Source organism: Amycolatopsis jiangsuensis (assembly GCF_014204865.1).
Lineage (GTDB): Bacteria > Actinomycetota > Actinomycetes > Mycobacteriales > Pseudonocardiaceae > Amycolatopsis > Amycolatopsis jiangsuensis.
Window position 1 is genome coordinate 5,325,867 of record NZ_JACHMG010000001.1, and the last position, 19,213, is coordinate 5,345,079.

The window sequence follows — 19,213 nt, forward strand, 5'->3', positions numbered from 1 at the left end:
TCGCGACGGGTGACCGTTCGGTGACCGCGGGCTGCCGTTACCCCGCTACTCCATCAGCCCCCTTGCCTCTGCGCCGTTGATCCGATTCCCTGGGGACGGACAACTGTGGGGAGAAGAGCGCACGTGCCGACTGACACGACTTTGCCGCCGCTCGATCCGTTTGCCGGGGTTCCGGACAAACGGTACGAGGTGAAGGCGGCGGACCTGCTCAAACCCGGTACCGGTGGGCTGCTCCGGTGGCGGCGGCAGGCCACCAACGCGCCGATCGTGCAGGTCGAGGACGCCTACATCACCGGGACGTTCGATCTGCGCGCGGCCGATCTCAACTTCCTCTTCCGCTTCGAGCGGTGCCGGTTCGAGCATCCGCCGGACGTGCGTGAGGCGACGTTGCTCGGGCTGGTGTTCCGCAGATGCTGGCTCCCCGGGCTGAAAGCCCGCAATCTGCGCAGCCGTAACGACGTGCGGTTGATCCGCAGTGTCGTGGAGGTGGCGCCGGACGATCACGAGGCCGAGGAGACCACGACGATCCAGCGCGGGGACGACCGCGAACGCGGGATGCCCAACGCGGCGATCAACTTCACCGACGCCGTGATCGACGGCTCCGTCGTGCTGACCCGCACCACGATCCGGCATCCCCAGGGCAAAGCGATCCAGGGGGACCGGCTGGTGGTCACGGGGGCGCTGCTGGCCTACCGGATGGTCGCCAAGGGAGAGGTGCGCCTGCCCGGGATGCGCGCGGGCGGCAACGTGAACTTCTCCGGCGCCACTCTGGACAACCCGGACGGCTTCGCGTTGAACGGAAACGGTCTGCACATCGGCGGTAGCCTGCTGTGCGAAGTGGACAATTACGGTCCACCCAGTGAGCGTGAGCGTTTCACGGCCAAAGGTATTCTTTACCTTCCGAGCGCCACTGTGGACAGTGACATCGTGTTGCGCGAGGCGCGGCTCACGGTCGACCAAAAAGGACCGGTGGTCGTGGACGCGTGGAAGTCCGGCGATCCCTACCTCGATCCGCGTCCGGCACTCGTGGCCGACCGGCTGAAGGTCGACGGCAACCTCGAACTCTCCGACGGGTTGCGGGCTTTCGGCACGCTGCGCATGGTCAACGCGCGGATCGGCGGTTCGCTGCGGCTGGCCGGCGCCGAGATCACCATGGTCCGCGGCGAGTCGGCCCCGTTCTACGACCGCGCGCTGCATCTCGACGGATCGACGATCGGTGGCGATGTCGAGGCGACGAACCTGCGGGTCCCGGTCGGGCAGTTGCGGCTCGCCGACGTCACGGTCGGGGGCAACTTCCTGGCCTGGAACTCGATGTTCCTGCACCCCGGCCGGGATGTGTTCTCCGCTCGGCGGGCGAAGATCTCCGGAAACCTCCAGCTCACCGACGCGACGCTGAAGGGCACGTTGCGGCTGCAGGGGGTGGAGGTCGGCGGCAGCGTGAACCTGTTCGGCACCGTGCTCACCGAGCCGGGGCTGCGGACTTCGAGCAGTTTTTCCCTCGATATCCGCACCGCGCGGATCGGCCGTGACCTGGTGCTCACGGAGAACAAGGACCGGCCGTTCCGCGCCGAGGGCGGCGTCAACCTCGACGGCGCGCAGATCGCCCGGCGGCTGGACCTGCACGGCGCGCAGCTCAGTTCCCTGTCCCAGCACGGTATCGCCCTCGACGCCAGCGACGTGACCGCGGACGAATTCATCCTGTCCCCGGCCGAGCCGCCGGTCGGTTCGGTCCGGTTGCGTCGTGCGCATTGCGGTTCGCTGGCCGACAACGAGGCGATCTGGGCCGCCTCGGACGGAATCCAGCTCGAGGATTTCCGTTATGACGCATTGAAACACGGCATCGCGCTCGACGACGACCGTGCCCTCGACCACCGGATCGCGTTGTTGCGCAAGGCAATGCGCGGATACCGGCCGGGGCCCTACGATCAGCTCGCGGCCACCTTGCGTGCCGCCGGCAACGAAGAGCACGCGTCCACGGTGGCGTTGCGCAAGCAGCAGTTCCGCTACGAGGCGCTGTCCAAGGGGTTCAAGGTCTTCGGCCCCGGGGTGCGGGCGTGGAGCTGGCTGCAACGATCGATGGTCGGCTACGGTTTTCGTCCGGTGCGTGCGCTGGGCTGGTTGTTCACCCTGCTCGTGCTCGGCAGCCTGTGGTTCGGCCTCGGTTCGGACGACTGCGTGCAGGACACCGACCGGTACGCGGTCAGCGGGTCGCGGTGCCTGGTCAACCACGACGACACCGGACTGCAGTGGAACCCGGTGATCTACACGGCCGACCTGCTGGTCCCGATCGTCGATTTCGGCAACAAATCACGGTGGTACATGCACGGCGTGGACAACTGGGTATCGGCAGGCTTCACCGCCTCCGGCTGGATCCTGGCCACCACCGTCGCCGCCGGCGTGAGCCGCATGCTACGCCGCGAGACCTGAGCACATACCCTCGGTATGCGACCAGGTGTGCTTTCGCCCGCAGCCACCGACGAGCCCTTCGCCGCGGTCTTCCGCCCGCTCTCGGCAGCGAGACCACCGGTGCGAACGGCCCGGTGATGGCACGGGTCCGAGTGTCGGGAGGGGGACGTTCGCTTCGGGTCTGGTGGTGGGGTGGTGACTTTCGCGCCGGGTTGGGCGGTGTGAGGGGGACGTTCGCTTCGGGTCTGGTGGTGGGGTGGTGACTTTCGCGCCGGGTTGGGCGGTGTGAGGGGGACGATCGCTTCGGGTCCGCCGTCGCGATGGGGACCCTTGCGACGGTTCTGGTGCTGCGAGGGGGACTTTCGCGACGGTTCTGGAGGTCTGCGGGGACTTTTGTGGCGGTTCTGGCGTTGCGGGGGTGACTTTCGTGGCGGGTCCGCCGTCGCGAGGGGGACTTTCGTGGCGGTTCTGGCGCTGCGAGGGTGACTTTCGCGTCGGAATGGTGGTGCGAGCAAGACTTTCGCGACGCGCACCCCCGCGAAGCCACCGCCCGGCCACCTCGCGCCCACCACTCCGACAACCCCCGGCACCACCGCGCCGAACCGGTCACTCCACGAAGCGGGACCAGAACTCCACCCGCCGTACCCCCGTGGGCGGTTCCGGGCCCAGGGGCTCGTCACCGAACTCGTGGCGCAGGTAGTTCCGCAGGTCCCAGCCGTAGTAGACGATGTCGGTCTGGTAGACCGACAGGACCGGCCATCCCGTCGTCCCGCGGAGTCCCGGGAGGTAGCGGTGGCCGCACACCGGGACCAGTTGCGGTACCGCGGCCAGGTGCCGGCGGGCCGCGGCCAAGGCGTTCGACAGCACCCGCGGCCGGGTGCCCCACTCCGGCAGCCACAGGTCGTTGTGTTCCACGTCGTACAGCACGCCGTCGGCCGGCCAGTCCAGGCGTTTGCGCAGCTGGTCCGGGTTTCCGTGCCGCCAGTCCGGCCACCGTTGCCCCACCGGCACCCCCGCGGTCAGGAACACGCGGTGATCGGCGGAGAAGGCGAAGCCGAACTGCTCCTCGACGTCGTCGAGTTCGGCCGGGGTGAGGCCCGGGCGCAGGGGCTCGCCGAGATTCCGCTGGAGGACCCTGGCCTCCTCCACGGTGAGCGCTTCGGCCGGCTGGACTGTCGACATACCGAGAAGCCTACGGAGCACCGGCCCGCCGCCGCGCGTCCTTTTCCGGCGAATTGACCCCTCCCTCGGGTCACGTCCGGCGGAGTGGTGTATGAGATCGACTCCGCGTGATCTTGGTTCGGGATTCTAGGCGGTTATTGCCTCGGTTGTCATGAGTGCCTCGCTGCCGGTCGGTGCGGCTTCGGTGGTGACGATGCGGATGCGTGAGCGGGCCAGTAGATCGAGGCCCATGTAGCGGCGGTTCTCGGTCCACTCATCACTCTGTTCGGCCAGGACGGCGCCGACGAGGCGGATCAGGGAGTCGCGGCCGGGGAAGATCCCGACCACGTCGGTGCGACGGCGGATCTCCTTGTTCAGTCGCTCTTGAGGGTTGTTCGACCAGATCTGGCGCCAGACCTCGCGCGGATATGCGGTGAACGCCAGCAGCTCATCGCGGGCGTTGTCGAGGTGCTCGGCTGCGTCGGGCCAGCGCGCGGTGAGAGTGTCGACCACGCGTCCGTACTGGGCTGTGACGGCGTCGGCGTCGGGCTGGTCGAAGATCGTGCGCACCTGCGTAGCGACATGCGGCTGCGCCGACTTCGGAACACGGGAGAGCAGGTTACGCAGGTAGTGGGTGCGACACCGCTGCCACGCCGCACCCGGCAACGCCGAGGCGATCGCCGCCACCAAGCCGGGATGGGCGTCGGAGATGACGAGCTGGACCCCGGACAGGCCGCGGGCGACCAGACCGCGCAGGAACGCCAACCAGCCCGCTCCGTCCTCGCTGGAGGCCACATCCAGGCCGAGGATCTCGCGGTGCCCGTCGGCGTTCACCCCGGTCGCGAGCAGCGCGTGCACGTTGACCACCCGGCCGTCTTCGCGGACCTTCACCGTGAGCGCGTCGACCCACACGAACGTGTACGGGCCCTGGTCGAGCGGGCGCTCGCGGAACGCGGCGACCTGCCCGTCGAGGTGCGTGGCCATCTCGCTGACCTGCGAACGCGACAGCGACTTCACCCCGAGTTGTTCGGCCAGCTTCTCCACCCGCCGGGTGGAGACACCGAGTAGGTAGGCCGTGGCCACGACGGTGACCAGGGCCTGCTCGGCGCGGCGGCGGTGGGTCAGCAGCCAGTCCGGGAAATAGGAGCCCTGGCGCAGCTTCGGCACCGCCAACTCGATCGTGCCCGCTCGGGTGTCCCACTCCCGGGCCCGGTAGCCGTTGCGCTGGTTCGTCCGCTCGCTGCTGCGCTCGCCATAGCCGGCCCCGCACTGCTGATCGGCCTGCGACGACATCAACGCGTTCGCCATCGTCGCGATCATCGTCTGCAACAGATCCGGCGACACACCCGCCGAGGCGAGCTCCTCGACAAGCTGGGCAGGGTCCACACTGTGTGGTGCGGCCATCGTGGTGGTCCTTCCTGGAGTTCCTTGGTCGGTACTCGAGAAAGATCACGCGGTGGCCGTCTCACGTCACGACGCCACGCCGCTCACCAGCGACGAACCCGTACACCACCTCCGCGGACGTAACCCTCCCTCGGCGGGGTGAGCTTCTTCTCTCCGGCCGTGGATATCGGAACACAGCGTGAGCAGATGTAGTTCACTTTCCCTGTGACTTCCCCACAGGCGCGGCCGCAGGCCCGGGTGCGCGCACCCGAGCTCGCCGGCGACATCTGGCTCAACACCGGCGGCCACCGGCTCACCCTCGCTGAGCTGCGCGGACGTATCGTTCTCCTGGACTTCTGGACCAGCGGCTGCATCAACTGCCTGCACGTGCTCGACGAACTGCGTCCGCTGGAGGAAGAGTTCGGCGACGTCCTGGTCACGGTGGGTGTTCATTCGCCGAAGTTCCTGCACGAGGGGGAGCGCTCGTCGATCGAGGCCGCAGTGCGCCGGTACGAGGTGCGCCACCCGGTCGTCAACGACCCGAAAATGGAGCTGTGGTCGCAGTACGCGGTCCGTGCCTGGCCGACGCTCGTGGTGGTCGATCCGGAGGGCTACGTCGTGCACGTCGCGGCGGGCGAGGGCCACGGGGAGGCGCTGCGCCGCGTCGTCGCCGACCTCGTCGGGAAGCACGAGGCGAAGGGCACGCTGCGGCGCGGCGGCAGTCCGTACGTGCCGGTGGAGGAGCAGAGCGCCGAGCTGCGGTTCCCGAGCAAGGCCGTGGTCACCGCGGGCGGGCGGGTGCTCGTGGCCGACACCGGGCACCACTCGATCGTCGAGTTCGCCTCCGACGGCGAGACGGTGATCCGCCGGTTCGGCAGCGGCGCGCGTGGTGCGCAGGACGGGCCGTTCGACCTGGCCAGCTTCACCGAACCGTCCGGTATCGCCTTGCTGCCCAACGAAGTCGCCCAGCGGGCGGGGTACCACGCGGTCGTCGCGGACACCGCAGGGCACCGGCTGCGCGGGCTGGACCTCAACACCGGCGAGGTGCGCACGATCGCCGGAACCGGACAGCAGTGGCGCGACGGCACGGACACCGGCAAGGCGCTGGACACCGACCTCACCAGTCCCTGGGACGTCGCGTGGTGGGGCCCGGCCGGCGGGGTCGTGGTCGCGATGGCGGGCAACCACACGCTGAGCGTGTTCGACCCGGCCTCCGGCGACATCCGGCGGTTCGCGGGCACCACCGTCGAAGGCTTGCGCGACGGAGACGTGCACGAGGCGTTCTTCGCCCAGACGTCAGGTCTGGCACCCGAGGGCAACCGGCTGTGGCTCGTCGACGCGGAGACGTCCGCGTTGCGCTGGATCGAGCCCGAGGGTGAGTCCTTCGCCGTGCACACCGCCGTCGGGGTGGACCTGTTCTCCTTCGGCCACGCGGACGGCCCGGCCGACCAGGCGCTGCTGCAGCATCCGCTGGGGCTGGCCGTGCTGCCGGACGGCCGGATCGCGGTCGCCGACACCTACAACGGCGCCGTCCGCCGCTACGACGCCTTCACCCGCCAGGTCGCCACGCTCGCGACCGGTTTCGCGGAGCCACAGGGACTGGTGCTGCACGACGGTGAACTCTTCGTGGTCGAGTCGGCCGGCAACCGGGTGACGGCGCTGGACGGTGCCGGCCGTGCGACCACCGTGGCGGGCAGCCGGACGGCGGTGCGCCGTCCGCAGACCGTGCTCGCGCCAGGGAATGTCGAGTTCTCCGTGGTCTTCACCCCGCCGCCGGGCGAGAAGCTCGACGAGCGCAACGGCCCGTCGACGCGGCTCGAGATCACCGCGTCGCCGCCGGAGCTGCTCGCCGATGGCGCCGGCGTCGGTACCGACCTGGTCCGCCGGATCCGGTTCGCCGAGGGCGTCACCGAGGGCGTGCTGCAGGTGGTGGCACAGGCCGCCAGCTGCGACGACGGCGGTGAGCACCCGGCGTGCCGGATCACCCGGCAGGACTGGGGCGTGCCGATCCGGTTCGCCGAAGCGGGCGAGCGACGGCTGAGCCTGATGATGGCGGGCGAGCCCGCTGGAGCACCGGCCGGTCAGTAGCATGGGCCGGTGCCCGAAACGCCCCAGCTCGAGATCCAGATGCTGCAAGACCGCGTGCTGGTCAAGCTGTCGCAGGAGGACGGCGAGCGCCGCAGCAGCGGCGGCATCGTGATTCCCGCGACGGCTCAAGTGGCGCGCCGGCTGGTCTGGGGTGATGTACTGGGGGTCGGCAACAGCGTGCGGAACGTGAAACAGGGCGACCGCGTGCTCTTCAACCCCGAGGACCAGTTCGAGGTCGAGATCCAGGGAGAAGGGCACCTGGTCATGCGCGAGCGCGACATCCACGCGGTGGCCACGGAGCGGACCGAGCACGGCACGGGGCTCTACCTGTAGATCCCGTTACCCGGGGAGGCAGGCGTTGCGTGAGGAAGACCGGGCGTCCTTCGCCGACGACCTGCTCGGCGCTCCCGAACCCGAACCCGGAGCTGAATCCGACCTGGCCACGGAGATCTTCGCGGTGGTCGGCGAGCGTCCGCCGCCGCCGGACACCCGGTTGCGGCGGTTCCGCAAGCGGCTCGGCCGCGGTTTCATGGTCGTCGGCTGCCTGCTCGGGCTGTTCGTGCTGCTGTACGCGATCGACCTGATCAGCACGGCCGGCGACGTTCCGCGTGGGGTCCGGGTCGCCGGGACCGACGTCGGCGGCCTTTCCTACGCCGAAGCCGAAGCCAAGCTGCACACTGAACTCCAGCCCCGGCTCACACGGCCGGTGGCGGTGCACGCCGGTGACGTCACGGCGTCGCTGGTGCCCGCACAGTCCGGCCTCGGCCTCGACTGGTCGGGCACGCTCGCGCAGGCCGGACACCAGCCGTGGAGTCCGATCACCCGGGTGCTGTCGTTTTTCACCACCCGGGAGGTCGGGGTCGTCACCCGCAGCGACCAGGTCGAGGTGGCGCAGGCGGTCCGGCAGCTCGCGCAAGGGCAGCTCGATCACCCGATGACCGAGGGCAGCATCGGTTTCGTGCCGAAGGCACCAGATGGCGTCACCGCCTACCCGGTGGAACCGCGGCAGGGACAGCAGCTCGCGGACGTGCCCGCCGCCGTGCGGACCGTGGTGGACCAGTGGCTTTCACCGCGCGGCGTGTCCCTGGACATGGCGGTCGCCCCGGCGAAAGCGACGTCCGCCGGGGTGCATTCGCTGCTGGACACCGTGGTCGCGCCCGCGGTGTCCGCTCCGGTCGTGCTGCACGGCGAAGGCAAGGACACCACGCTGAAGCCGTCGGCGATAGCGGCTTCGTTCCGGTTCTCCCCAGGCGACAGCGGCAGTCTCCAGCTGCGTATCGACCAGGGAAAGCTGCGCAAGGCAGCGCGGCCGGACCTCGCGTCGACCGAGACCGAGGCGAAGGACGCGCAGATCACCTTCGATTCCGGCGCTCCCACCGTGCAGCCGTCCACCGACGCGCGAAAGATCAACTGGGCCAGTACTTTCCGGCCGCTGGCCGCGGTGCTGGCGAAACCGTCCGGGCGTGCGCTGAAGGTGGCCTACGACGCGAAGAAGCCGGAACTGACCACCGACGGCGCCAACGCGCTGGGGATCAAGGAAGTCATCGGCGAGTTCACCACCAGCGGGTTGAGCGGACCGGCCGCGGCGAACGTGGACACGCTCGCCGGGCGGATTTCCGGCGTCGTGGTGAAACCGGGCGAGACGTTCAGCCTCGACGCGCACCGCGGTGGCGGATACGCTGCCGCGCCGGCCGAAGACGACGGCAGCGGACCGTCGGTACCCGGCGGCGGGCTCTCGCAACTGGCGTCCACTTTGTACAACGCGGCCTACCTCGCCGGCCTCGGCGACGGTGGACACGTTGCCCAGCAACACTATCTCGGCCGCTACCCGGCGGGTCGCGACGCCGAGGCCGTGGACGCCTCGGGTAATCCGGTCGACCTGAAGATCGCCGACAACGACCCGACCGGCTTCGCCGTCCAGGCCAGCGCGAGCGGTGGTTCGGTCACCGTGAAAATCTGGGGAACCCGGCATTACCGCGTCGAAAGCCGGGCCGGCGACCAGACCGATCAGGTACCGCCGAGCGTCCGGATCGGCCCCGGCCCGGACGGCACCTGTCAGGCCTCACCGGGCGCGAACGGGTTCACCGTCACCGACACCCGCGTGTTCTACGACGTGGCCACCGGTAACGAGGTCCGCGAGGAGAGCCGTACCACGACGTACTCGCCGCGCCCGATCGTCATCTGCGGAGGCGGACCGGTGCCTTCGTTCGCCACGCCTCGGTGAGCAGTTCCCGCAGCTGCTGCGGATCCACCTGCTCGAGGTGCACCAGAATGGAGCCGTACCCGTCGTAGTGCGCAGTGGTGAAGTACGCCGGATCGCCGGACGCGAGCAGCGCCGCCTTCTCGTCGAGGCCGCAGAACAGCATCAACCCGCCCTCGGCTTCGGTACGCAGCCGGGCGAAGGTCTTGCCCGCCACCTTCAGCGCCGGCGTGCGGTAGGAGGTGGACACCTCCGTCTCCGGCAGCTCCGCCGCGAGCGCGACCACCTCGTCCCAGTTCATCGCCATAGCGCCATCCTCGACCCATCGAGCCGCCCGGTCTTGGTGAAATGAGAGCCGTGAAGGCCTCCTTGGCGGAACCAGGAGGCCTTCACGGACGTCACGGCGTGGCGGTGATGCGGTCCGCGGGCGGCGGGGCGATGTTCGGATGCGCGCCGAGGTAGTCGAGGAACGCGTCCAGGTCGACCGGCCCGCCCGCCAGGTCGGTGCCCTTGGTGAACTCGGTGAACCCGTCCCCGCCCGCGGCGAGGAAGTTGTTCACCGACACCCGGTACGACGCGGCCGGGTCGACCGGCTCGCCCTCGATCTGCAGGTCCGAGACGCGCGAGCCGTCCGCGGCCGATGCCGAGTACGTGTAGTGCAGCGAGCTGGAGATCTGCAGGATCTTGGTTCCGCCGTCCTGCCCCCACTGCTGTTCGAGCACGTTCTTCAGGTCCGCGCCGGTGAGCGTGATCGTCTGCATGATGTTGGAGAACGGCTGCACGGTGAACGCCTCGCCGTACGTCACCACGCCGTCGCCCTCACCGGCAGGCGAGGACTGGTAGCCGAGGTCGGCCCGGATGCCGCCCGGATTGGTCATCGCGACGACCGCGTCGTTCGACTTCGTCGCCTCCAGCTGGGCGTCCGCGATGACGTCGCCGAGCGGGGATTCCCCGGACGGACCGCCCGCCGCGGGCAGGTCCGCGGTGATCGTCCCGACCTGCTTGTTCGCGATCGGCGCGGCCTTCGTCCTGGCCTCGTCGACGAGCTTCTCCACGGCAGGATCGGCCGGCACGTCCCGGGTCACGACCTCGTTGTGCGCCTTGGTCTGGTCCCGGAGCACGTCGCGGGTGCGCGGGTCTATCTTCAGGTCCACCACCGACAGCAGCCTGCCGAACGACGCGCCCTGCAGCACCGGCCGCGGCTTGCCCGCCGGATCGTCGATCACGCAGTTGTACTGCTGGTGGCTGTGCGCGGTGAAGATCGCGTCGACCTTCGGGCTGACCTTCTTCGCGATGGCGGAGGCGGGACCGTCCGGCTGCACCTTGCAGTCGTCCGGTCCGGCGCCGGGCTGGGCCTCGTCGCCCTGGTGCAGGAGCACGACCTGGGCCTTGACGCCGAGCAGGTCCAGCAGGTTCGCGGTGCGGTCGATCGCCTCGGCCTCGTCGCCGAACTTCAGGCCCTTGATCGAATCGGGCGTGACGACCGAGGGCAGGTCCTGCAGCGTGGCCCCGATGACACCGATCGGTACCCCGCCGGAGAACTGCACGGTGAACGGCAGCAGCGCGGGCAGCCCGTTGGTGAAGGACACGTTGGACCCGAGGATCGGGAACCGCGTGCCCGGGTAGGTCTTCTCGAACTGGCAGCCGTCGGTGGGGTGGCATCCGCCGAGCTGAGTGCGCAGCAGCTCCTGGTAGCCCTCGTCGAACTCGTGGTTGCCGACCGCGGAGGCCTTCACCCCCAGCTCGTTCAGGAACTCCAGCGTCGGCTCGTCGTGGAAGAGCGCGGAGATCACCGGTGACGCGCCGATGTTGTCGCCCGAGGAGAGCACGACCGAGTTGCGCACCTGCGACTCGAGCTGCTTCACGTGCGTGGCCAGGTAAGCGGCACCGCCTGCGGCCACCATGCTGCCGTCGGGCAGCGTGACCTCGCCGCTCGATCCGGACGGCGGCTCGAGATTGCCGTGCAGATCGTTGAGCGTGATGAGCCGGACGTCGATCGGCTGGTCCGCGGAAGCGGGTGCGCTCGCGAACGCCACGGTGGCCACCGCGGCCGCGGTGGCGGCCGAGAGCCGGGTGAAGAGCCTCATTTGTCCTCCGGTTTCGCACCCGTCGTCCCCTGAAACGGGTGTCCGGCGCTGCAGTCTGCCCAAAACGCGGGGACCTCACCAGAGGAAGAAGTCCGGTGATGAGCAATCGTCACCTGCCGTTTCCCTCCTCGGCCCTGCCCACGCGATCCGGCCGATCGTCGTGCCCGCCTCGGCCGGATGGCCGATCCCCGGACCGAGCGGCCCGGCCCTTCGACCGAAGTGCCCGCGGCGCCCGGTCCCTAACGTTTCGGGTATGACGAACGCACAGGTCACCGCCCTCGAGTACGGACTCATCGGTTTCCTCGCCGTGTGGGCGACGATCCTGGTCCCGCAGCTGGTACTGCAGCTCGCGCGTCACGGCGGGCTCCGTCCGCGGGGCATCCTGACCACCGCGGGCGTCGTGCTCTACGCGTGCCTCGGGCTCGCCGTCGTCTTCCTGCCGCTGCCCGGCCCCGGCACCGGGGCGCTCGAGCAGACCGTGCAGCTGCATCCGTTCCAGTGGATCGCCGACATCCACACCGAGCTGCTGAAGCACGGGCTGTCCACGGCGCACTGGTTCACCTCGCAGACCTTCCAGCAGGTCGCGATGAACGTGCTGCTGTTCGTGCCGCTCGGCCTGTTCGCCCGGCTGCTGTGGCGCCGCGGACTGGTCGGCGCGCTGCTGATCGGTGGCGCGGTGTCACTGGCCGTCGAGATCACGCAGGTCACCGCGAACTTCGGCACCGCCCCGTTCGTCTATCGGATCTTCGATGTGGACGACCTCATGACCAACACCCTCGGCGCCGGTCTCGGCTGGATCTTCGCCGCGCTGCTGCTCGCTTTGCGCGCCGGCTCTTCAACCGTCCACGCGCAGCCGGCCGGGAGCGAGCGGATCGACCTCGCCAAGGCGCGCTAGCCGGGCCTTCCGCTGCAGCGCCGCCCGCCGGGCGGCTCGCCGGTCCTCGACCACCACGATGAGGGAGGCGGCCGCGATCAGCAGCGCCACGAGCCCGAGAACCAGCCACAGCTGCAAGGTCGCTCCTCTCCTACGCCGTTGTGCGAGAGATCACACAGGCTACCCATTCCGGTGCCGGCTCCGCCACCCCGTCCGCGGGCTGGTTCCACTCAGCGGACGAGACTGACCGGCATGTCCGGCAAACCGACCAAGGACGAACTTGCCGCCGCGTACGGGACGACCATCCCGGACGTGCTGGCCCCCGGCCTGGACGTGCTGTTCTGCGGGATCAACCCCGGCCTGTACTCGGGTGCGGTGGGGCTGCACTTCGCCCGCCCGGGCAACCGCTTCTGGCCCGCCCTGCACGCCGGCGGCTTCACCCCGCGCCTGCTCGACCCGAGTGAGCAGACCGAGCTGCTCGCGGCGGGCCTCGGCATCACGAACGTCGTGGCGCGGGCCACGGCGCGAGCCGACGAACTCGGCGACGACGAACTCCGGCTCGGTGGGCAAGCTCTGGTCGCCAAGGTGCGCGAGTATCACCCGCGATGGCTGGCCGTCGTGGGGATCACCGCCTACCGGATCGCCTTCGGCGAGCCGAAAGCCAAGGTGGGACGACAGGAGCACCGGATCGGCGGCACGCGGGTCTGGGTCCTGCCCAACCCGAGTGGCCTCAACGCGCACTGGTCGGGGCCACGCCTGGGTGAGGCGTTCGGTGATCTCCGGCGCGCGGAACAAGCTCACCGCGTTCAGTAATCAGGCAGTCACCTGCCGGAGTACACCCTGGGTAGCGATCGGGGGATGCCGCAGCCCGAAAAAGGGCCGAATTCTCGCAGTTCGGGACAGGTTTTCTACGGAGAGTTTGCTGCAACCGTCCGATACGGCTATGAGGGGGAAACCGCGTCACGGGCCGCGTCCTGCGGAGTCGAATGAGGGACGACGTGTCGTTTCCGATCAGTCCTGGCAGGGAGGACTGAGGTGCATGCCGAGGGGGTATGCCGGTCACCGGAAACGACCAGGAGGACGGAGGCCCGAGATGCGTGGCATCGAGCCCCATCGAACGCCCATCGCACCGGGACAGCCGGCCGGCAGCCGCAGCCTGGGGGTGGCCGTGGTGGATCCGATCCCGCTTTTCCGGGAGGGGGTCGCGTCGATGGTGCACCGCACCCTCGGTCTGCACTGGTCCGGTCAGGCGGCGAGCCACCACGCGGCGATGCAGCTGTGCGAACAGGCGCGGCCGGACGTGGTGATCCTGGATTCCGCGCTGGACCCGAACTGTCACCTGGTGAAGATGCTGAACTCCGGCGATCCGGCGCTGGTGCTGGTCGTGCTGGTCCGCGACGGCAACCGCACCCAGCAGTACCTGGCGGCGGCGATCGGTGCCGGTGCGCACGCGATCGTGCCGCGGGCGGTCGACGGCCGGCGGATGGCCGAGTCGATCCGGCGGGCGCACACCGACCGGCGCTACCTCGACCCGGCCCTCTCGGCGCTCACCGCCCGGCCGAAGCGCCAGCCCTCGCCACGGGCCGCTCTCGACGACGGCCAGCTGGTCCACCCGAAGGGCGCCATGCCGCTGTCCCGGCGGGAGTACCAGGTGCTGCAGCTCGTGGCCGAGGGGCTGGAGAACTCGGCGATCGCGAAGCTGCTGTTCCTGTCCGTGGAAACCGTCCGGACGCACGTGAAGAGCATTCTGCGCAAGCTCTCCGCGCGAGATCGGACACACGCGGTGACCATCGCGTTCCGCAGCGGCATCCTCGTCCCCCAGATCGACGACCAGGCCGCGGTACTGCCCGCGCAGCACTCCGTGGCGCGCAGCACCCGGTGACCTTGTTCTCCTGGTCGTGGTCGAATTCCCGGCCACATCCGACCCATTGGTGGAGCCCATCCGCTTGCCCCGGTTACTCGTAAGTAATATCCTGATATTACCGGCGAGTAAGGGAAGCTGTGCCCGGCCGGAAAGCCGAACACGACACGGAGTGACGACATGGGCCACTACAAGAGCAACGTCCGCGACCTGGAGTTCAATCTCTTCGAGGTCCTCGGCGTGCAGGACCGCCTTGGCAAGGGTGTGCTCGCCGAGTCGGACGAGGAGACCGCGCGCGGGGTGCTCTCGGAGCTGAACAACCTGGCCACCGGCCCGCTCGCCGAGTCCTACGCCGACGCCGACCGCAACCCGCCGGTGTACGACCCCAAGACCTTCAGCGTGACGATCCCCGAGTCGTTCAAGAAGAGCTACCGGGCGCTGGTCGACGGCGAATGGTGGCGGCTCGGCCTCACCAACGACCTCGGCGGGTTCGGCCTGCCGCCCACCGTCCAGTGGGCCGCGGGTGAGCTCATCCTCGGCGCCAACGCTCCGCTGTTCATGTACCTCGCGGGCCCGAACTTCGCCATGATCGTGGACAAGAACGGCACCGAGGAGCAGAAGCACTGGGCCCGGCTGATGATCGAGGGCGGCTGGGGCGCCACCATGGTGCTGACCGAGCCGGACGCCGGTTCGGACGTGGGCGCCGGTCGTACCAAGGCCGTGCTGCAGGAGGACGGCTCCTGGCACCTCGACGGCGTGAAGCGGTTCATCACCTCGGCCGAGAACGACATGGTCGACAACATCATGCACCTCGTGCTCGCGCGTCCGGAGGGGCCGGGCATCGAGAGCAAGCCGGGCACCAAGGGCCTGTCGCTGTTCCTCGTGCCGAAGTACCACTTCGACGGCGAGACCGGTGAGCTCGGCGAGCGCAACGGCGCCTTCGTCACCAACATCGAGCACAAGATGGGCATCAAGGTGTCCACCACCTGCGAGCTGACCTTCGGCCAGCACGGCACGCCGGCCAAGGGCTGGCTGCTCGGCGAGGTGCACAACGGCATCGCGCAGATGTTCCAGGTCATCGAGTACGCGCGGATGATGGTCGGCACCAAGGCGATCGCGACGCTGTCCACCGGATACCTGAACGCGCTCGAGTACGCCAAGGAGCGCGTGCAGGGCTCCGACCTGCCGAACATGCTCAACAAGGCCGCGCCGCGGGTCACCATCACCCACCACCCGGACGTGCGTCGTTCGCTGATGCTGCAGAAGGCATACGCGGAAGGCATGCGCGCGGTGTACCTGTACACCGCCTCGTTCCAGGACCAGCTGTGGACCGGGGAAGGCGACGAGGAGTCGCTGAAGCTGGCGCACGGCGTGAACGACCTGCTGCTGCCGATCGTCAAGGGCGTCGGCTCGGAGCGGGCGACCGAGCAGCTGGTGCAGTCGCTGCAGACCCTGGGCGGTTCGGGCTTCCTGCAGGACTACCCGATCGAACAGTACATCCGCGACGCGAAGATCGACTCGCTGTACGAGGGCACCACCGCGATCCAGTCGATGGACTTCTTCTTCCGCAAGATCGTCCGCGACAAGGGCAAGGCGCTGGCCTACCTGGCAGGCGAGATCACGAAGTTCATCGAGTCCGACGCCGGCAACGGGCGGCTCAAGAACGAGCGTGCCCTGCTCAAGCAGGCGCTGGAGGACACCCAGGGCATGCTGGGTGCGCTGATCGGCTACCTCACCTCGTCGCAGGAGGACCCGCAGAACGTCAACAAGGTCGGCCAGCACACCGTGCGGCTGCTGATGTCGGTGGGCGATCTGCTGGTCGGCTGGCAGCTGCTGAACCAGGCCGGGGTCGCCATCACGAAGCTGGACGACGGTGCCTCGGCGAAGGACAAGCCGTTCTACGAGGGCAAGCTGGCCGTGGCGTCGTTCTTCGCCAAGACCGTGCTGCCCGAGCTGACCGCCCGCCGCGCCATCGTGGAGGCCGCGGACAACGCCCTGATGGAGATCGACGAAGCGGCCTTCTGAGCCGCGGTCACTTCCGGGGCGTCACTTCCGGACATCGCTTCCGGGCATCGAGGAACGTGGTGATGCCGGCGCGGAACGAGTGGTTCGGCTCGTTCCGCGCCGGCCTGTTCCGCCGCTGAGCCGGACGAAGTGGCGGAACCGGTCGACCGGGTGGATTCTGTCCGTGACGCGTTTGCCCGCCGTGGCGCCGGGCATCCAGCAGCGCGTAACCACCCGGCGGAGGAGTTTTCATGACTGTGTCCGGCATCATCAGCGCGATCGTGATCGGCTTGATCCTCGGCGTGCTCGGCCGGCTGTTCGCGCCCGGCAAGCAGGCCATCCCGATCTGGGCGACCATCCTGGTCGGGATCGTCGCCGCGTTCGTGGGTACCGCGATCGCGCGCGGCATCGGGTACGCCGACACCAAGGGGATCGACTGGCTCGAGATCATCACGCAGGTGGTGCTCGCCGCGATCGGCGTCAGCCTGGTCGCGGGCATCTACGGCAGGCGCAAGGTCGGCCGATAGCGCGGTGTCCACTCCGGACAGTCTGGGCCGTTCGGGCCGTTCGGGCCGTTCGAACCGTCCGGAGTGGACGCCTCAGTCGTTCAGCTCGCCCTCGAGCAGGCTCATCAGGTACATGTCGTGGTACTTGCCGTCCTGGCCGCGGAAGCACTCGCGGTGCCGGCCGTCCTCGACGAAGCCGATCTTGCGGTACACGTGCCGGGCGCGTTCGTTCTCCGCGACCACCCACAGCGCGATCAGGTGCAGCCGCATCACGTTGAACCCGTAGCGGCACAACAGCTTCACTGCTTCGGTGCCGTAACCGCCGTCCCAGTAGTCCTTCTCGCCCAGGTAGACGTCCAGCTCCGCCCGGCCTTCCTGGGGATTGGCGTCCCGCAGGTCGATCACGCCGAGCAGCTTGCCGTCGGCGACCGCCTCGATGCCGAGCACAACCGCTTCGTAGGTGTTGGTCTTGCGCTCCTCGCACCGTTTGCGGAGCTGTGCCAGCGAGCGCGGGTAGTCGCTGTTCATCCACTGGCCGACCTCGTCGTCGTGCACCCAGCGGTACAGCGATTCCGCGTCCGAGGGTTCCAGCGCCCGCAGCCGTACCAGCTTCCCCATGAGCATCCGCTCCCCCTCACTCTCGTTTCAGCATCAGGAAATCCGTGACGCCGACGAGGCCGAGGAACTGCCGTACCCCCGGCGGCATCGGTCCGCGGGTCTCATCATGCACGAGCTCCGGCTCGCGCACGCGGTATTTTCGGCCGCGCGTGATCACCTCCGCGCCACCGGCCGCGAGGACGTTGCGCACCCAGTCGGCATCCGGTCCGTAGGTGAGCGCGACGAGGAACCCGTCGTCGGTGCGGAAGACGTTGAGCGGCGTACGGAACTCGCGGCCGGAGCGGCGGCCGTGGTGCACCAGCAGGCCGAAGCCCGGAAGCACCCCGACGAACGGTTTCGTGACCCGGTTGGTGACCACGCGGTTGAAGCGGGCCACCCGTTCTGACAGCACCATCGCGGCAGCATAATCCAACACGTGAAGAATTGCCCTCGCGACGGCGCCTGCCGGTACGCTTCGCCGGTCTGGTGGGATGGACGCCCACACGGAGCCGAGGCGGGGAGTGAGCATGTCCGACGAGTGGCTGCTGCGGCAGGACCCGGAGTCGCCGGTGATCATCGCGCACGCACTGGTCGAAAACCCGCGTCGGCTGGCGTTCGCGGTCCTCGACGATGACGACGACTGGTTCGTCAGCGACGGCGCCGAGTTCGAGGAGGACATGGAGGTCAACCGGCAGCTGTTCGGCGCGATGAGCCTGCGTGAGGCGGTCGAGCTGCTGCCGCAGCTGACCGCACTGGCTTCGGTGCCGACCGGCATGGCCGCGGACTGGGATCCCCGCCGCACCACGTGGCTGCTGAGTTCGGTCGCCGACTCCGACGACGCGTTCGAGGATCGCGCACTGCGTGAGGCCCGCATCGCCGCTTGGCCGCATCCGGGCTCCCCAGTGGAGGAAGCGCAGCTCAGCACCGGACTCACCGAAATCGCCGCCGGCCCCGGCGCGCCGTCCCGTGCGGTCCGTCAGGTGGTCCGCGAACCCGACGGCACCTGGCTGTTCGTCGGCTTCGAAGTCCCGGAGGCGGAGGATTTCGAGGTGGAAGGCCTGGAACTGGAACACGTCACCCGGCTGTACCCGGATGTCACGAGCGTGCTGCAAGCCGCCCCCGGCCAGGTCTTCGACCGCGCCGACCCGGCTGCGCCGTGGGAGCTGGTGGAGGGCTGACCCACTCTGTCCACAAAGGATTACTGGTAGTACGGCTGGGTTTCGTCCGGCCGTGCGCGTACGACATCGATCCCCGGCTCGCCGAGCAACGCCTCCATCGCTTCGGCCGCACCCCCGATCCCAGCCCAGTGCGGATCGACGTCACTGGCGAAACACCAGCGCCGATCCCCCGGCCAGACGAACGCAGGCGGATGCCCGCCGTTGAAAACGTCCTCCCACCCGTCCAGGTCCGAGAGGCTGCCCCGAAAAAGCGCGTCGCGACGATACGGAAGAACCACCCCGCCTTCGCGAGCCTCCGGCGGTAACCGTACGTCGGAATACCCTTCCCACACACAGAAGTAGCACTCGTCGGACGCCGAAGTGAACCGCCCGAGCACCCGCAGCGCCCGCCGCGCCTGCTCGATCTCGGACGCGTGCCCCTCCGGAACCCGGACGTCCGTCTCGTGCTGCCCATCTCGCACCGGATCCGGAATGAACCGAAGCCGCGCATACGCCCCATAGCCCCCCGGCCCGAAGGCGATCTTCTGGAATTCCGGCGTATCAGCCCGCACGAGCCACTCCGCCGGACTGATGTCGGGTTGGTACTGGATGGCCACCACCCCAGTCTGCCCCGGCGGGATCCTGGTGGGAAACGAAAAAACCCGGACCTGGATATCGGCCCGGGCAATTCGTGGAGCGGATGACGGGAATCGAACCCGCGTATTCAGCTTGGGAATCAAGTGGATCATGCCGGAAGGCGGCTCTGACCTGCGGTGCGAGGTGTCCTCGGGGTGCCACTGTTGACCGTGGTTGACCGCCCCTAATGGCCCGTGGATGGCCCGACTGGCGTCCCCTCATGCCTCCACCCTCTGAGGTGATCTCCTCGCGG

18 protein-coding genes are annotated in these 19,213 nt (G+C 68.9%); 10 read left to right on the forward strand and 8 right to left on the reverse strand.

The window, feature by feature from the left end; all coding sequences use genetic code 11:
• Window positions 1–123: 123 nt before the first annotated feature.
• Entirely contained in the window at window positions 124–2,427 is a 2,304-nt protein-coding gene (locus tag BJY18_RS24020) for an oxidoreductase (protein WP_184782106.1), read from the forward strand.
• A gap of 585 nt (window positions 2,428–3,012) precedes the next feature.
• On the opposite strand, the gene BJY18_RS24025 is transcribed toward BJY18_RS24020, so the two are convergent.
• Both BJY18_RS24025 and BJY18_RS24030 read right to left on the reverse strand, forming a co-directional pair.
• Window positions 3,013–3,588: a hypothetical protein gene (locus BJY18_RS24025; protein WP_184782108.1), complete on the reverse strand. Its 576-nt coding sequence runs from the start codon at window positions 3,586–3,588 to the stop codon at window positions 3,013–3,015.
• A gap of 126 nt (window positions 3,589–3,714) precedes the next feature.
• A complete protein-coding gene (locus BJY18_RS24030) occupies window positions 3,715–4,971 on the reverse strand; it encodes an IS256 family transposase (protein WP_184776778.1) in 1,257 nt (418 codons plus the stop codon).
• Between the two features lie 237 nt (window positions 4,972–5,208).
• Between BJY18_RS24030 and BJY18_RS24035 the strand changes: the two genes are divergently transcribed.
• The 3 genes from BJY18_RS24035 to BJY18_RS24045 are packed head-to-tail and all read left to right on the forward strand — an operon-like array spanning window position 5,209 to window position 9,262.
• On the forward strand, window positions 5,209–7,038 hold the full coding sequence (locus tag BJY18_RS24035; RefSeq protein WP_184784809.1) for an NHL domain-containing thioredoxin family protein: 1,830 nt from the start codon (window positions 5,209–5,211) through the stop codon (window positions 7,036–7,038).
• A gap of 39 nt (window positions 7,039–7,077) precedes the next feature.
• Window positions 7,078–7,371, forward strand: a complete 294-nt coding sequence (locus BJY18_RS24040; RefSeq protein ID WP_184784810.1) for a GroES family chaperonin — start codon at window positions 7,078–7,080, stop codon at window positions 7,369–7,371.
• Window positions 7,372–7,396: 25 nt separating this feature from the next.
• Window positions 7,397–9,262 (forward strand): VanW family protein, encoded by a 1,866-nt coding sequence (locus BJY18_RS24045; RefSeq protein WP_184782109.1) that lies wholly within the window; start codon window positions 7,397–7,399, stop codon window positions 9,260–9,262.
• Here the strand turns inward: BJY18_RS24045 and BJY18_RS24050 are convergent.
• Window positions 9,216–9,545, reverse strand: a complete 330-nt coding sequence (locus BJY18_RS24050) for an MmcQ/YjbR family DNA-binding protein (RefSeq protein ID WP_184782111.1) — start codon at window positions 9,543–9,545, stop codon at window positions 9,216–9,218. The two genes, BJY18_RS24045 and BJY18_RS24050, sit on opposite strands and share 47 nt — an antisense overlap.
• 91 nt (window positions 9,546–9,636) lie before the next feature.
• On the reverse strand, window positions 9,637–11,325 hold the full coding sequence (locus tag BJY18_RS24055) for a bifunctional metallophosphatase/5'-nucleotidase (protein WP_184782113.1): 1,689 nt from the start codon (window positions 11,323–11,325) through the stop codon (window positions 9,637–9,639).
• Window positions 11,326–11,578: 253 nt separating this feature from the next.
• On the opposite strand from BJY18_RS24055, the gene BJY18_RS24060 reads away from it, so the two are divergent.
• Window positions 11,579–12,220: a VanZ family protein gene (locus tag BJY18_RS24060; protein ID WP_184782115.1), complete on the forward strand. Its 642-nt coding sequence runs from the start codon at window positions 11,579–11,581 to the stop codon at window positions 12,218–12,220.
• Here the strand turns inward: BJY18_RS24060 and BJY18_RS24065 are convergent.
• The gene (locus BJY18_RS24065) at window positions 12,161–12,337 is read right to left on the reverse strand and encodes a hypothetical protein (protein WP_184782117.1); all 177 of its coding nucleotides are present in this window, start codon (window positions 12,335–12,337) and stop codon (window positions 12,161–12,163) included. The genes BJY18_RS24060 and BJY18_RS24065 overlap by 60 nt on opposite strands.
• Window positions 12,338–12,451: 114 nt before the next feature.
• Here BJY18_RS24065 and mug point away from each other — a divergent pair, with 114 nt between their 5' ends.
• The 4 genes from mug (at window position 12,452) to BJY18_RS24085 (ending at window position 16,591) form a co-directional block, all read left to right on the forward strand.
• Window positions 12,452–13,012 carry a G/U mismatch-specific DNA glycosylase gene (mug, locus tag BJY18_RS24070; RefSeq protein WP_184782119.1) on the forward strand — a complete coding sequence of 187 codons (561 nt, stop codon included), beginning with the start codon at window positions 12,452–12,454 and terminating at the stop codon, window positions 13,010–13,012.
• Between the two features lie 280 nt (window positions 13,013–13,292).
• Window positions 13,293–14,081 (forward strand): response regulator transcription factor, encoded by a 789-nt coding sequence (locus BJY18_RS24075; RefSeq protein ID WP_184782120.1) that lies wholly within the window; start codon window positions 13,293–13,295, stop codon window positions 14,079–14,081.
• A gap of 159 nt (window positions 14,082–14,240) precedes the next feature.
• The gene (locus BJY18_RS24080; protein WP_184782122.1) at window positions 14,241–16,085 is read left to right on the forward strand and encodes an acyl-CoA dehydrogenase; all 1,845 of its coding nucleotides are present in this window, start codon (window positions 14,241–14,243) and stop codon (window positions 16,083–16,085) included.
• Window positions 16,086–16,315: 230 nt separating this feature from the next.
• Window positions 16,316–16,591 (forward strand): GlsB/YeaQ/YmgE family stress response membrane protein, encoded by a 276-nt coding sequence (locus tag BJY18_RS24085; RefSeq protein WP_184782124.1) that lies wholly within the window; start codon window positions 16,316–16,318, stop codon window positions 16,589–16,591.
• Window positions 16,592–16,663: 72 nt separating this feature from the next.
• On the opposite strand, the gene BJY18_RS24090 is transcribed toward BJY18_RS24085, so the two are convergent.
• Together BJY18_RS24090 and BJY18_RS24095 are read right to left on the reverse strand one after the other, a co-directional pair.
• Window positions 16,664–17,194, reverse strand: coding sequence for a GNAT family N-acetyltransferase (locus BJY18_RS24090; RefSeq protein ID WP_184782126.1), 531 nt, complete (start codon window positions 17,192–17,194; stop codon window positions 16,664–16,666).
• Between the two features lie 10 nt (window positions 17,195–17,204).
• Window positions 17,205–17,582 carry a nitroreductase family deazaflavin-dependent oxidoreductase gene (locus BJY18_RS24095; protein WP_184782128.1) on the reverse strand — a complete coding sequence of 126 codons (378 nt, stop codon included), beginning with the start codon at window positions 17,580–17,582 and terminating at the stop codon, window positions 17,205–17,207.
• A gap of 112 nt (window positions 17,583–17,694) precedes the next feature.
• Here BJY18_RS24095 and BJY18_RS24100 point away from each other — a divergent pair, with 112 nt between their 5' ends.
• On the forward strand, window positions 17,695–18,345 hold the full coding sequence (locus BJY18_RS24100; protein WP_184782130.1) for a hypothetical protein: 651 nt from the start codon (window positions 17,695–17,697) through the stop codon (window positions 18,343–18,345).
• 20 nt (window positions 18,346–18,365) lie between these two features.
• Here BJY18_RS24100 and BJY18_RS24105 read toward each other — a convergent pair whose 3' ends face one another.
• Complete coding sequence (locus BJY18_RS24105; RefSeq protein WP_184782132.1) at window positions 18,366–19,073, reverse strand: hypothetical protein; 708 nt, start codon at window positions 19,071–19,073, stop codon at window positions 18,366–18,368.
• Window positions 19,074–19,213: the final 140 nt, after the last annotated feature.